The organism is Micromonospora sp. C97, from assembly GCF_018070385.1.
Taxonomy (GTDB): Bacteria; Actinomycetota; Actinomycetes; order Mycobacteriales; family Micromonosporaceae; genus Micromonospora; species Micromonospora parva.
The window spans coordinates 1-13,263 of record NZ_JAGPXU010000002.1 but is presented as its reverse complement, the minus strand read 5'-3'; the positions used below and the strand labels follow the sequence as shown (position 1 = coordinate 13,263).

The following is a 13,263-nucleotide window of genomic DNA, read 5'->3' as shown; positions in this document are numbered from 1 at the left end:
GTCAGTCGTTGTTCCAGAACGGGTAGTTGCCGGTCGCCCGCAGGATCGCGCCGCCGATGATGTTGATCACGCCGAACGCGATGGCGAGGTAACCGAGCAACGGCGACTGCCCGTACCGCCGGGCGTCGCGGATGGACAGGTAGCCGAAGATGATGCCGAGGATGCCGCAGCAGATCAGCCCCAGCACGATGCCCAGCACGCCCCAGAGGGTGGTCCGGTCGCGTCCCTGCGCCGGTGGTGGCGGGGGAGGCGGGTATGGCGTCGTCACAACTTCCTCCGAACGCTCATGGGCGACGTGCCGGCCCGGACGCCGGCCGGCGGACCCGTCCCGGGTGGCGGCGACTCGCGCCCCCTCTGGGCCGAGGCTAGACCGGCCCGGGTGGGCAGGACGCCGGTTCGGTGAACTCGCGGTCCTTAGGAGGGGTTAACGGACTGCCACCGCCCGCGCGACGTGCCAGAGTAGAGCTGATGTCCCCCGTCACCCCTGATCGTCCCAGCCGTCCCGGCGGTGTGAGCGCCGACGACCGGCCGGTCGACCGTGCCGCGTCGGCCCGGCGGGTGCCCGCGCCCCGCGCGGGTGGGTCGCCGCGCGGGCGTGCGCCGTTGCCCGTCGCCGCCGGGGTGGCCGCCTGTTGGGCCGCGCTCACCTCCTACCTGCCGGTCGCCATCGTGCTCGGCCTGGTGCAGCTCGGCACGGACTCCACCACGCTGACCGGCACCCTGCGCACCGCGCTGGCCGGTTGGCTGCTCGGGCACGGTGTGCCCCTGCGCACCGAGTCCGGCCCGCTCGGGCTCGCCCCGCTCGCGCTGACGGTGCTCGCGCTCTGGCGGCTGACCCGTGCCGGCGTGCACGTCAGTCGGGCGATCGGCGCCCGCGACACCCGCTCGCCCCGTCGGGCACTGCTCGCCGCGGCTGCGGTCGGCATCGCGTACGCGCTGCTCGGCGCGCTCGCGGCGGTGCTGGTCGGCACCGGCGGACCGGAGGTGTCGCTGATCCGGGCGGGCGCCACGTTCGCGGTGGTCGGCACACTCGCCGCGCTGGTCGGCGCGGTCCGGATCACCGCCGTGACCCGGCTGCTCGTCGCAGGGCTGCCCGGCCCGGTGCGCGACGGTGTGCGCACCGGTCTGGTGGCCGGGCTGCTGCTGCTCGGCGCGGGCGCTGGCGCGGCCGGCCTGGCGGTGGCCACCGGCGGCGGCGACGCGGCCGACATGATCGGGGCGTACCGGACCGGGGTCGCCGGGCAGGCCGGCATCACACTGGTCAGCGTCGCCTACGCGCCCAACGCGGCGGTCTGGTCGACCAGTTACCTGCTGGGGCCGGGCTTCGCGGTCGGGACCGACACCGCGGTGCGCACCAGCGAGGTGTCGGTCGGCGCGCTGCCGGCCGTGCCGCTGCTCGCTGGCCTGCCGCGCGGCCCGGTGGACGGCTTCGGCGCGCTGCTGCTCGCGGTGCCGGTGCTGGCCGGAATGGTCGCCGGCTGGCTGCTCGCCCGTCGGGTGGCTCGACTCGCCGGGCCGGAGCGGGCCGCCGGACGCTGGGCCCAGTTGCTGGCGCCGGCGGCGTTGGCCGGGCCGGTGGCCGGGGTGGTGCTCGGTGCGGCCGCCGCGGTCTCCGGTGGGCCGCTCGGCGCCGGTCGGCTGGCCCAGGTCGGGCCGGTGGGTTGGCAGGTCGGTGCGGTGGCGGCCGGTGTCATCGCGGCCGGCGCGCTCCTGGGCGCCGCCGCCACCCGCGTGCTGACCCGCAGGCCGGCACAGTAGACGAGCGCGGGGCGCCCCGGGTGAACCCCGGAACGCCCCGTCGAATCCGAGCCCGTCAGGGCTGGGTGGGCAGGTTGACCTGCGCCACGACGCTCAGGATGAGCAGCAGGATGCCCAGCCCGACGCCGACCGCGCCGCAGATCAGACCGGCCTTGGCCTGGCCGGCGTTGTTGGCCTGGCCCTGCGCCACCTTCTGCTTGGCGAGATAACCGGTCACGATGCCCGCGATGCCGACCGGGATGCCCAGGTACAGGCAGCAGACCAGCGGGATCGACGCGATACCGAGGATCATCGACACCAGGCCGAGGGTGTTGTTCTGCCCCTGCGCCTGCGGGTACCCGGCGTTCGGGTACGTCGGGGCGCCGTACGGGGGCTGCTGCTGGGCGTACGGGTCCTGGTACGGCGGCTGCTGGCCGTACGGCTGCCCCGAGGTGGGCTGCTGACCGTACGGTGCCTGCGGTGCGGCGTACGGGTCCTGGTTGGGCTGCTGGCCGTACGGCTGGCCGGAGGTGGGCTGCTGGCCGTACGGGGCGGCCGGCGGCTGGGGAGCGGTCGGGTCCTGGTTGGGCTGCTGGCCGTACGGGTCCTGACCGGGGTTACCGGGCTGCATTCGAGAAGCTCCTTGAACTGGGTTCCGTCAGTTGGTGCTCTTTGTTTCCATCCATGATCGCGGTCAGTCCTCCCAATGCCCAGTGATGCGGCCGGAGGACATTCTTTCCTAAAGCACGTGAACAGCCCTTGTCGGCCGCTTCGTTGTGCCGGATCAGGGGCGGTGTGTGGGCCGGTGCGGCGTTCAGCCCGAGCGAGCGGCAGCGTACCGGGTCGAGGCACGTGGTCGCTGGTGATGACGGCGCACCGCCCAGCCGATGGGCATCCCTGACCTGCCGATAGGGTGACCCGGTGACCGAGCCCGCGTCTGTCGCCCGCATCGTCGTCCTCATCTCCGGCTCCGGGAGCAACCTTCAGTCGCTGCTGGATGCCGCCGCCGACCCCTCGTACGGCGCGCAGGTCGTCGCGGTCGGCGCGGACCGCGACGGCATCGCGGGCCTGGACCGGGCCGAGGCGGCGGGGGTGCCGACGTTCGTGGAGCGGGTCCGCGACCACGACACCCGGGAGGCCTGGGACCGTGCGCTCACCGCGCACGTCGCGAAGCATCAACCCGACCTGGTCATCTCGGCCGGTTTCCTGAAGTTGGTCGGGCCGCACTTTCTCGCCGCCTTCGGCGACCGCTACCTGAACACCCACAACACGCTGCTGCCGGCGTTTCCCGGCATCCACGGCCCGCGTGACGCCCTCGCCTACGGCGTGAAGCTCACCGGGGCCACCCTCTTCTTCGTCGACGCCGGCATGGACACCGGGCCGATCGTCGCGCAGGTCGCGGTGCCGGTGCTGGACGACGACGACGTGGACACGCTCACCGAGCGCATCAAGGAAGCCGAGCGGCGCCAGCTCGTCGAGCAGGTCGGTCGCCTGGTCCGCGAAGGCTGGACCATCACCGGAAGGAAGGTCACGGTTCCGTGAGTCCCACTCAGGACGGGCGCCGCCCGATCAGGCGGGCGCTGGTCAGCGTCTACGACAAGACCGGGCTGGTCGAGCTGGCTCAGGCCCTGCACGCGGCCGGCGTGGAGATCGTCTCCACCGGCAGCACCGCGGGCACCATCGCCGCCGCCGGGGTGCCGGTGACGCCGGTGGAGACGGTGACCGGGTTTCCCGAGGTGCTCGACGGCCGGGTGAAGACCCTGCACCCGAAGGTGCACGCGGGTCTCCTCGCGGACCTGCGCAAGGACACGCACGTCACGCAGCTCGACGAGTTGGGCGTGGCGGCGTTCGACCTGCTGGTCTCCAACCTCTACCCGTTCCAGGCGACAGTCGCCTCCGGCGCCGGCGTCGAGGAGTGCGTGGAGCAGATCGATATCGGTGGCCCCGCGATGGTGCGGGCCGCCGCCAAGAACCACGCCTCGGTCGCCGTGCTCACCGACCCGGCCGGTTACCCGGCGCTGGTCGACGCGCTCAGCGAGGGTGGCTTCACACTGGCCCAGCGTCGTGCGCTGGCGGCGCGGGCGTTCGCCGACATCGCCGAGTACGACGTGGCCGTCGCGCAGTGGTGCGCCCGGGAGTTGGCGCCGGCCGACGACTCCTGGCCGACGTTCACCGGTTCGGCGCTGCGTAAGTCGGCGGTGCTGCGCTACGGCGAGAACCCGCACCAGCCGGCAGCGCTCTACGTCGACCCGGACGCCCCGGCGGGGCTGGCCCAGGCGGAGCAGCTGCACGGCAAGGAGATGTCGTACAACAACTACGTCGACGCGGACGCCGCCTGGCGGGCCGCGAACGACTTCGCCGACCAGCCGGCGGTGGCGATCATCAAGCACGCCAACCCGTGCGGCATCGCCATCGGCGCTGACATCGCCGAGGCGCACCGCCTGGCGCACGCCTGCGACCCGGTGTCGGCGTTCGGTGGCGTCATCGCTGTCAACCGGCCGGTCTCGGTCGAGCTGGCCCGGCAGGTCGCCGAGATCTTCACCGAGGTGGTGGTCGCCCCCGGTTTCGACGAGGGCGCGGTCGAGGTGTTGCAGGGCAAGAAGAACATCCGGCTGCTGCGGGCGCCGGCCTGGACGCCGGCCCGGGTGGAGGTGCGGCAGGTGACCGGTGGCGTGCTGGCCCAGGTCGCCGACCGGGTGGACGCCCCCGGTGACGATCCGGCCAACTGGCGGTTGGTGACCGGTGAGGCCGCCGACGAGGAGTTGCTGCGGGACCTCGCGTTCGCCTGGCGGGCGGTCCGCGCGGTGAAGAGCAACGCGATCCTGCTCGCCAAGGACGGCGCCACCGTCGGGGTCGGCATGGGTCAGGTCAACCGGGTCGACTCGGCGCAGCTGGCGGTCACCCGTGCCGGTGCCGACCGGGCCCGCGGCTCGGTCGCCGCCTCGGACGCGTTCTTCCCGTTCGCCGACGGGCCGCAGATCCTCATCGACGCCGGCGTCCGTGCCATCGTCCAGCCGGGCGGCTCGATCCGCGACGAAGAGGTCATCGAGGCGGCCAAGAAGGCCAACGTGACCATGTACCTAACGGGAACCCGCCACTTCTTCCACTAACCCCCCGCCCCCCGCCCCCCCGGGCCCACCGCCCAATGGGTTGATCATGAGGTTGACGGGCGACAAGCCGGATGAAACGGCCCGTCAACCTCATGATCGCCGTGGGTGGGCGGCGGGCCGGGGTCGGCCGGGTGGGTCAGGCCGGGGTGGGGCGTAGTTCGGCGAAGTGGCAGGCGGAGGGGTGCGGGTCGGCCGCCCGGGGGACCGTTTGCGGGTCTTCCACGGCGCAGATCTCCTGGGCCTTCCAGCAGCGGGTCCGGAAGTGGCATCCGCTCGGCGGGTCGGCCGGGCTGGGCACGTCGCCGACCAGCCGGATCATGGTGCGCTGGTCCCGGGCCTCCGGGTCCGGCACCGGCACGGCAGAGAGCAGAGCCTGGGTGTACGGGTGGGTGGCCCGCTCGTAGATCTCGTCCTCGGTGCCGATCTCGACGATCCGACCGAGGTACATCACGGCGACGCGGTCGGCGATGTGCCGCACCACTGACAGGTCGTGCGCGATGAAGATGTACGAGAGCCCGAGCTCACCCTGCAGCTGCTTGAGCAGGTTGATCACCTGCGCCTGGATGGAGACGTCCAGCGCCGACACCGGCTCGTCGCAGACGATCACCTCGGGCTTCAGCGCGAGCGCACGAGCGATGCCGATGCGCTGACGCTGACCGCCGGAGAACTGGTGCGGGTACCGGTTGATGTGCTCCGGGTTGAGCCCGACCAGGTCCAACAGCTCCTGGACCCGCTTGGCCTTGCTGCCCTTCGGCGCCGCATCCGGGTGGATCTCGAACGGCTCGCCGATGATGTCGCCGACCGTCATCCGCGGGTTCAGCGAGGTGTACGGGTCCTGCATGACCATCTGCATGTTGCGGCGCAACCGGCGCAGTTCGCCCCCGGAGGCCTTGAACAGGTCCCTGCCCTCCAGGGTGGCGCGCCCCGAGGTGGGCGTCTCCAGCCGCATCAGCAGTCGGGCGAGGGTGGACTTGCCGCAGCCGGACTCGCCGACCACGCCGAGCGTCTCGCCCCGACGCAGCTCGAAGCTCACCCCGTCGACGGCCTTCACCGCCCCGATCTGCCGCTGGAACAGCACGCCCTGAGTGATCGGGAAGTGCTTCACCAGGTTGTCGACGGAGAGGATGGTCTCGCCGCGGACCTTGGTGGGGTTAGCGGGCGACGCTGTCATCACGGACCTCCTGCGCGAAGTGGCAAGCGCTGGTCCGGCCGTCGCCGAGGACCAGGTCGTGCGGCACCTCGTCCACGCAGACCTGCTGCACGTACGGGCACCGGGGGTGGAACGGGCAGCCGGACGGGATGCGCATCAGGTTCGGCGGCAACCCCTTGATCGTCGACAGTTCCTGGCCGCGGACGTCCAGGCGCGGGATCGACTCCAACAACCCCTTGGTGTACGGGTGGGCGGGCGCCTTGTAGAGCGAGCGGACGTCGGCGTGCTCGACGATCCGGCCGGCGTACATGACCGCGATCCGGTCCGCGACACCGGCGACCACACCCAGGTCATGGGTAATCAGGATCATCGCCATGTTGAGTTCGCGGCGCAGGTCGGCGAGCAGGTCCATGATCTGGGCCTGCACCGTCACGTCGAGCGCCGTGGTGGGCTCGTCGGCGATCAGCACCTTCGGGTCCAGCGCCAACGCCATGGCGATCATGACGCGCTGCCGCATACCGCCCGAGAACTGGTGCGGGTAGTCCCCGATCCGCTTGGCGGCACCCGGAATCTTGACCAGATCCATCAGCTCGATGGCACGACGTCGAGCGTCGGCCCGGGACATGCCGGCGCGCTGACGAAGCGTCTCACCGATCTGCCAACCGACCGGGAAGACCGGGTTGAGGGCGGAGAGCGCGTCCTGGAAGATCATCGCGATCTCCTTGCCGCGTACCTGCCGGCGCTGCTCCTCGGAGCGGGTGAGCAGGTCCTCGCCCTGGTAGAGGATCTGGCCGGAGCGGACGAACGCGGGCGGGGTGTCCAGGATGCCCATGATCGCCTGGGCGGTGACCGACTTGCCCGAGCCGGACTCGCCGAGCACCGCGAGGGTCTCGCCGGCGTCCAGGTGGTACGACACGCCGTTGATCACCCGGGCGACACCCTCGTTGGTGCGGAACTCGACGTGCAGGTCCCGCAACTCCAACAGGTGGCCGCCCTCGGGCGTGGCGGAGGCGGGCGTGGGATTGATGGTCATGAGGGATCACCGCAGCTTCGGATCGAAGGCGTCACGGATCGCGTCGCCGAGCATGATGAACGCCAGCACTGTCAACGCCAGGAAGGTCGACGGGACGATCAACGGGGTGGCCGCCTCCCGCATGTGGATCCGGCCGGTGTCGATGTCCTGCCCCCACGAGATGGTGGGCGCCTTCAGGCCGATACCGAGGAAGGAGAGCGTCGCCTCGGCCGCGATGAACGAGCCGAGCGCGATGGTCAGTACCACGATCGCCGGGGCCAGCGAGTTCGGCAGGATGTGCCGCCACATGATCCGGCTGTTGCCGGCGCCGAGCATCCGGGCCGCCGCGACGTAGTCCTGCTCCTTCGCGGTGATCACCGACGACCGGACCACGCGGGCGGCGGTGGTCCAGCCGAGGAGGGCCAACACGAAGACGACAGCGCCGATGCGCGCCCACTGGCTGTCACTGGAGACCCGCTTGAGCAGCACGATCGCGGCCAGCAGCAGCGGGATGCCGAGCACCACGTCGATCACCCGGGAGAGCACCGCGTCGACCCAGCGGCCGAAGTAGCCGGCCAGCATGCCGACCACCAGCGCGATGATCCCGGTGCCGAGCGCGGCCAGGGCGCCGACCAGCAGCGACGCCCGGGTGCCGTAGACCGCCCGGGAGTACGTGTCGCAGCCCTGGAAGTCGTACCCGAAGATGGCCCCGCCGGACGGCCCGGCGTGCTGCCGGGAGAGCAGGCAGTCGTTCGGGCTGTTGGCGGTGAACACGCCGGGGAGCAGCGCCATCAGGGTGAAGATGACCACCAGCGCCAGCGAGATCCAGAAGATCGGGTTGCGGCGCAGGTCGCGCCAGGCGTCCCCGGCCAGGCTGCGGGGCTTGTTCGCGGCGCCGACCTGGTTGGGGGTTCCCGGCTCACCCGAGGGGCCCCGTCGCGCGGCCTGGTTCTCGGTGGCCGCCACGGTCTCAAAGTCGCTCATGCCGGCACCTCGCTGCGGTCACTCATAGCGGATCCTCGGGTCGAGTACGGCGTACAGGACGTCCACCACCAGGTTCGAGACCAGGTAGACCACGACGAGCACGCTGACGATGCCCACCACCAGGGGGCCGTCCTCGGTGCGGATGCCGCGGAAGAGGTTGAAGCCCACGCCGGGGATGTTGAAGACGCCCTCGGTGATGATCGCGCCGCTCATCAGGTTGCCCAGTTCCACACCGAGGAAGGTGACCACCGGGATCAGCGAGTTGCGCAGCACGTGGACGATGACGATGCGCCGCTTGACCAGGCCCTTGGACCGGGCGGTCCGGACGTAGTCGGCGCGCAGGTTCTCCGCCACCGAGGCCCGGGTGAGTCGCAGGGCGGTGGCCAGCGACAGGGAGCCGAGCACGATGCCCGGCAGCAGGAGCGCGTAGAACGTCGGGTCGGAGCCGGCGGTGGGTGGGAAGAGTTGCCACTTGACGCCCAGGAGGTACTGCGCCAGCGGGGCCAGCACGATGGTCGGGATGCCCAGCACCAGCAGGGTCAGCACGAGCGTCGAGTTGTCGAAGATGCTGGCCCGGCGGATGCCGGCGAGCACACCGGCGGTGACGCCGAAGATGATCGCCACTGCGAGCGCGATGAGCGCGAGCCGCACGGTGACCGGCCAGGCCTGCTGGAGGATGTCGCCGATGTTCCGACCGGTGAGTGACTCGCCCAGATTGCCCTGGAGCAGGTTCTTCACGTAGTCGAAGTAGCGGTAGAAGAAGCCGCCGACGCCGGTGGCGTCCAGGTGGTACTTCTCGGTCAGGTACGCCCGTTGCGCCGGCGTCACCGGGCGTTCGCCGGCGAGCGCCTGGATCGGGTCGCCCTGCCCGGCGAATGTCAGCGCGTAGACGATCAGGGTGGTCCCGAAGAAGGCCAGGACCATCTGCAGTAGGCGCCGCAGGATGTAGCGGAACATGCTTAGCAGTCTCTCCGGAAATGTGCGAAAGGGTCGCAGGACGGCATCTCTGGTCGTACCCGAAATGTCGGAGACGTGCCGTCCGGCCCGGGGGAGCCGGCACCACCGACGCCGGGTCCGCTGCTGCGGCCCGGCCCCGGTGGCGCGGATTGGGCCACCCGGGCTTCGTCGCCCGGGTGGCCCGCACCATGCTCAGCTCAGCTGGCTGCTTCGATCTTGACGAGGTTGACCCGCTGGAACAGGTCCATCTCGACGTTCTTGACCTTGGACGAGTGGCCGAACACGTTCTCGCCGAAGCGGAGCGGGATCACCGGCATGTCCTTGGCCAGGATGTCCTCCGCCTGCTGGTACTTGGCGATCGCCTCGTCCTGCGTCTTGGCGGCGGCACCCTCCTTGACCAGCTTGTCGAACTCCGGGTTGCTGTAGCCGTAGTAGTTCGACGAACCGTTGGTGCTGTACAGCGGGCCGAGGTAGTCCTCCATGGTGGGGTAGTCCATGACCCAACCCATCCGGAACGCACCCACCGGCGTCTTGTTCTCGACCTTGGTGAGCAGGTCGGCGAACTTCGGCTCGGCCGAACCCACCGCGTCCACGCCCAGGTTGGTCTTGAGCTGGTTGACGGTGGCGTCGACCCAGTCCTTGTGCCCGCCGTCGCCGTTGTACGAGATGACGATCTTCGACGGACCACCGGCGGCCTGGTAGAGCTTCTTGGCCTCGGTCGGGTTGAACTCGCCCGACTTACCCGTGGTGTCGTCCCGGTAGCCCGGCAGGACCGGCGAGACGAAGGAGCGCGCCGGCGTCTGCGAGCCCTTGAAGACCGACTTGGTGATCTCGTCACGGTCGATCGCCATCGAGATGGCCTTGCGGACGTCCGGGTTGCTGTAGTCCTTGTCGAACGTCGGGAACGCCAGGAACTGGAACGACGACATCGGGCTGGTCTTGTACCGGTCACCCAGGTCGCTCGGCGCGGTGCTCAGGCTCTCGGTCGGGATCGTGGGCAGCACGTCCAGGTTGTCCGCCAGGACGTCCGCGTAGGCCGCGGTGAGCTGCTGGTAGATCCGGAACTCGACGTTCTTCACCTTGGGCTTCTCACCCGGGAAGGCGTCGTAGCGCTCGACCTCGATCTTGCTGTCGTGCTGCCAGGTGCCCTTCATCTTGAAGGGGCCCTGCCCGATCGGCGCCTGCTCGTAGGAGTCCTTGAGCACGCCCGGGGCCGAGAACGCGGCGTCCGGCATCGGGAAGAACGCGTTGTAGCCCAGCGTGGTCTTGAAGTCGATGTACGGCTCGTTGAGCGTCACGGTGAAGGTGAGGTCGTCGACCTTCTTCAGCCCGGACATCTCCTTGGCCTTCGGCTCCTTGCCCTGCAGGTCCGCGTAACCAGCGATCTTCTCGAAGAACGGGTTGGTGTCCTGACCGTTGGGGCCGTACGCGCCGTAGTTCCAGGCGTTGATGTAGCTCTGGGCGGTGACCTTCTCGCCGTTGTGGAAGGTGTAGCCGTCCTTGATCTTGATCGTCCAGACCTTGTTGTCGGTCGAGGTGACCGAGTCGGCCGCGACCTCGTACGGCTTGTTCTGGGCGTCGTAGTCGACGAGCGGGCTGAACAGGCCGGCGATGACCTGCGAACCCGACGTCTCGGTGGTGTTGGTGGGAACCAGGTGCTTCGGCTCGGCGATCTGGATGCTGACCACCGAACTGTCGCTGCCACCGGATCCACCGTCTCCGCCGCTGCCGCAGGCCGCGAGGCCCAGCGTCACCGCGAGCGGGAGGGCGGTCCAGGCGGCGAGTCTACGAACTCGCATTGAGCCTCCTCATCTCCTCACGCTGCGCAGTCAAGCCCGACGCTGGGTTACGCTGCGCAACAAGCGGTAACGGTAGGTCGGCGGCGAGCCTTCGGCAACGACGCGGTTGCGGGTGGGTAACGGTCCGGGCTCTCCCTCCTTGTCGAAGGCGGGTGAATCTGCTAGCCGAAACCGGGTTTGCTGGCAATATCCTGCGGATATTCGGGCGGCTGGCGAGCTGATTGGGCTCGGTTGGGTTGGCTCGACACCTGCTGGGACGAAGGTCCGGTCTCCGTTTCGCCGACCCGGTCTGTCTGGTTCGACAGTGATCGAACCCACAAACTGTGACCGAGAGTGACTAGCGACACGTCACACACCGTCACGCAGGCGGTAGCCAGTTCGGCTCGGCCCGAACGTTGGGCAACCAGCACCTGGCAGTGGCGGCGGACCGCCCCGAGCTGAGGTCGTCTGAACCGCGGGTGCCGGTCGTGAGACGATCTGGTCGTGACGGCGACGCTTCTGGACGGCAAGGCAACCGCAGCGGAGATCAAGGACGAGCTGCGCATTCGGGTGAAGGCCCTCGCGGAACGCGGCATCACCCCGGGGCTCGGCACGGTCCTGGTCGGGGCGGATCCGGGCAGCCAGGCGTACGTCAACGGCAAGCACCGCGACTGCGCCGAGGTGGGCATCGCCTCGATCCGCCGCGAACTGCCGGCCGACGCCACCCAGCAGCAGGTCGACGACGTGCTGGCCGAGCTGAACGCCGACCCGGCGTGCCACGGCTACATCGTCCAGTTGCCGCTGCCGGCCCACCTCGACACCCAGCGGGTGCTGGAGTTGATCGACCCGGACAAGGACGCCGACGGCCTGCACCCGGTCAACCTGGGTCGGCTCGTGCTCGGCTACGACGGGCCGCTGCCGTGCACCCCGCGCGGCATCGTCGAGCTGCTCCGCCGACACGACGTGGCGCTGCGCGGTGCCACCGTCGCGGTGGTCGGCCGGGGCAACACCGTCGGGCGCCCACTCGGCCTGCTGCTCACCCGGCGCAGTGAGAACGCCACAGTCACCCTGTGCCACACCGGCACCCTCGACCTCGCCTCGCACACCCGCGCCGCCGACATCGTCATCGTCGCGGCCGGCGTACCCGGTCTGCTCACCGCCGACATGATCAACCCTGGCGCGGTGGTGGTGGATGTCGGCATCACCCGCGTGATCGGCGCGGACGGCAAGGGCCGCTACACCGGCGACGTGGACCCGGAGGTGGTCCAGACGGCCGGCGCGCTCGTCCCCATGCCCGGCGGCGTGGGCCCGATGACCCGGGCCATGCTGCTCACCAATGTCGTGGAGCGCGCCGAGCGCGGCTGACCCGCACGTCGGCGCACCGAACCAGGACGGCGGTGACGTTCGCCCCATCCCGGCGATGCCCGCCGCCCCTGGCCGGATCGGTGCCAGGATGACTGATACGGTCCGGAAAACCGACTGGTATCAGGGAGTGGGACGACCATGGGTAAGAAGGTCACTGTCGTCGGGGCTGGCTTCTACGGCTCCACCACCGCACAGCGCCTGGCCGAGTACGACGTCTTCGACACCGTAGTGATCACCGACATCGTGGAGGGCAAGCCCGCGGGCCTGGCACTCGACCTCAACCAGTCGCGGGCCATCGAGGGCTTCGAGACCAAGGTCGTCGGCGTGACGACCGGCCCCAACGGTGAGGGCTACGAGCAGATCGAGGGCTCCGACGTCGTCGTGATCACCGCTGGTCTGCCGCGCAAGCCCGGCATGAGCCGGATGGACCTGCTGGAGACCAACGCCAAGATCGTCCGCCAGGTCGCCGAGAACGTCGCCAAGTATGCCCCGAACGCCGTCGTCATCGTGGTCTCCAACCCGCTGGACGAGATGACCGCGCTGGCCCAGCTCGCCACCCAGTTCCCGAAGAACCGGGTGCTCGGCCAGGCCGGCATGCTGGACACCGCCCGGTTCAGCAACTTCGTCGCCGAGGCGCTGAACGTGCCGGTGGCGTCGGTACGCACGCTGACCCTGGGCTCGCACGGCGACACGATGGTCCCGGTGCCCTCGAAGAGCACCGTCAACGGCAAGCCGTTGCGTGACGTGATGCCGGCCGAGCAGATCGAGGAGCTGGTCGTCAAGACCCGCAACGGTGGCGCCGAGGTGGTCGCCCTGCTCAAGACCGGTTCGGCGTACTACGCCCCGTCCGCCGCCGCGGCCCGGATGGCGAAGGCCGTCGCCGAGGACTCCGGCGACGTCATGCCGGTCTGCGCCTGGGTCGACGGCGAGTACGGCATCTCCGGTGTCTACCTGGGTGTCGAGGCCGAGATCGGCGCTCAGGGCGTCAAGCGGGTCGTCGAGACCGACCTGGACGCCGACGAGCTGGCCAGCCTCAAGGAGGCCGCCGAGGCCGTCCGTGCCAAGCAGGCTGACATCTCCAGCATGTAGTTCCCCGAACCACCGAAAGGGCGCGCCGGCAGAGCCGACGCGCCCTTTCCCCGTCCCACCCCGTCCCACCCCGTCCCACCC

Annotated in this window: 12 protein-coding genes; 5 read left to right on the top strand and 7 right to left on the bottom strand. The window is 70.1% G+C overall.

Features of this window, described 5'->3' with window-relative positions:
* Nucleotide 1: 1 nt before the first annotated feature.
* Complete coding sequence (locus tag KBX26_RS03215; protein ID WP_030337830.1) at nt 2-268, bottom strand: hypothetical protein; 267 nt, start codon at nt 266-268, stop codon at nt 2-4.
* A gap of 200 nt (nt 269-468) precedes the next feature.
* Between KBX26_RS03215 and KBX26_RS03210 the strand changes: the two genes are divergently transcribed.
* Nucleotides 469-1,758: a DUF6350 family protein gene (locus tag KBX26_RS03210; RefSeq protein ID WP_030337829.1), complete on the top strand. Its 1,290-nt coding sequence runs from the start codon at nt 469-471 to the stop codon at nt 1,756-1,758.
* Nucleotides 1,759-1,813: 55 nt separating this feature from the next.
* On the opposite strand, the gene KBX26_RS03205 is transcribed toward KBX26_RS03210, so the two are convergent.
* On the bottom strand, nt 1,814-2,368 hold the full coding sequence (locus tag KBX26_RS03205) for a DUF4190 domain-containing protein (RefSeq protein ID WP_030337828.1): 555 nt from the start codon (nt 2,366-2,368) through the stop codon (nt 1,814-1,816).
* Between the two features lie 290 nt (nt 2,369-2,658).
* Here KBX26_RS03205 and purN point away from each other — a divergent pair, with 290 nt between their 5' ends.
* Nucleotides 2,659-3,279, top strand: coding sequence for a phosphoribosylglycinamide formyltransferase (purN, locus tag KBX26_RS03200; RefSeq protein ID WP_210858644.1), 621 nt, complete (start codon nt 2,659-2,661; stop codon nt 3,277-3,279).
* On the top strand, nt 3,276-4,847 hold the full coding sequence (purH, locus tag KBX26_RS03195; RefSeq protein WP_210858646.1) for a bifunctional phosphoribosylaminoimidazolecarboxamide formyltransferase/IMP cyclohydrolase: 1,572 nt from the start codon (nt 3,276-3,278) through the stop codon (nt 4,845-4,847). The genes purN and purH overlap by 4 nt, the downstream gene beginning before the upstream one ends.
* Nucleotides 4,848-4,983: 136 nt before the next feature.
* On the opposite strand, the gene KBX26_RS03190 is transcribed toward purH, so the two are convergent.
* The 5 genes from KBX26_RS03190 to KBX26_RS03170 form a co-directional block, all read right to left on the bottom strand.
* On the bottom strand, nt 4,984-6,018 hold the full coding sequence (locus tag KBX26_RS03190; protein ID WP_210858648.1) for an ABC transporter ATP-binding protein: 1,035 nt from the start codon (nt 6,016-6,018) through the stop codon (nt 4,984-4,986).
* Nucleotides 5,999-7,030 (bottom strand): ABC transporter ATP-binding protein, encoded by a 1,032-nt coding sequence (locus KBX26_RS03185; RefSeq protein ID WP_030338351.1) that lies wholly within the window; start codon nt 7,028-7,030, stop codon nt 5,999-6,001. The genes KBX26_RS03190 and KBX26_RS03185 overlap by 20 nt, the downstream gene beginning before the upstream one ends.
* 6 nt (nt 7,031-7,036) lie before the next feature.
* Nucleotides 7,037-7,993, bottom strand: a complete 957-nt coding sequence (locus KBX26_RS03180) for an ABC transporter permease (RefSeq protein ID WP_030338353.1) — start codon at nt 7,991-7,993, stop codon at nt 7,037-7,039.
* A gap of 18 nt (nt 7,994-8,011) precedes the next feature.
* Nucleotides 8,012-8,950 carry an ABC transporter permease gene (locus KBX26_RS03175; RefSeq protein ID WP_030338354.1) on the bottom strand — a complete coding sequence of 313 codons (939 nt, stop codon included), beginning with the start codon at nt 8,948-8,950 and terminating at the stop codon, nt 8,012-8,014.
* A 197-nt stretch (nt 8,951-9,147) separates the two neighbouring features.
* The gene (locus KBX26_RS03170) at nt 9,148-10,749 is read right to left on the bottom strand and encodes an ABC transporter substrate-binding protein (protein ID WP_210858651.1); all 1,602 of its coding nucleotides are present in this window, start codon (nt 10,747-10,749) and stop codon (nt 9,148-9,150) included.
* Nucleotides 10,750-11,232: 483 nt separating this feature from the next.
* Here KBX26_RS03170 and KBX26_RS03165 point away from each other — a divergent pair, with 483 nt between their 5' ends.
* Nucleotides 11,233-12,093 (top strand): bifunctional methylenetetrahydrofolate dehydrogenase/methenyltetrahydrofolate cyclohydrolase, encoded by an 861-nt coding sequence (locus KBX26_RS03165; protein WP_030338359.1) that lies wholly within the window; start codon nt 11,233-11,235, stop codon nt 12,091-12,093.
* Nucleotides 12,094-12,231: 138 nt separating this feature from the next.
* Nucleotides 12,232-13,182 carry a malate dehydrogenase gene (mdh, locus tag KBX26_RS03160; RefSeq protein ID WP_030338361.1) on the top strand — a complete coding sequence of 317 codons (951 nt, stop codon included), beginning with the start codon at nt 12,232-12,234 and terminating at the stop codon, nt 13,180-13,182.
* Nucleotides 13,183-13,263 lie beyond the last annotated feature (81 nt).

Coding starts and splice junctions, on each gene's coding strand:
- mdh (WP_030338361.1), top strand. CDS start 12,232: ATGGGTAAGAAGGTCACTGTCGTCGGGGCTGGCTTCTACGGCTCCACC.
- KBX26_RS03190 (WP_210858648.1), bottom strand. CDS start 6,018: ATGACAGCGTCGCCCGCTAACCCCACCAAGGTCCGCGGCGAGACCATC.
- KBX26_RS03205 (WP_030337828.1), bottom strand. CDS start 2,368: ATGCAGCCCGGTAACCCCGGTCAGGACCCGTACGGCCAGCAGCCCAAC.
- KBX26_RS03180 (WP_030338353.1), bottom strand. CDS start 7,993: ATGAGCGACTTTGAGACCGTGGCGGCCACCGAGAACCAGGCCGCGCGA.
- KBX26_RS03175 (WP_030338354.1), bottom strand. CDS start 8,950: ATGTTCCGCTACATCCTGCGGCGCCTACTGCAGATGGTCCTGGCCTTC.
- KBX26_RS03185 (WP_030338351.1), bottom strand. CDS start 7,030: ATGACCATCAATCCCACGCCCGCCTCCGCCACGCCCGAGGGCGGCCAC.
- KBX26_RS03170 (WP_210858651.1), bottom strand. CDS start 10,749: ATGCGAGTTCGTAGACTCGCCGCCTGGACCGCCCTCCCGCTCGCGGTG.
- KBX26_RS03210 (WP_030337829.1), top strand. CDS start 469: ATGTCCCCCGTCACCCCTGATCGTCCCAGCCGTCCCGGCGGTGTGAGC.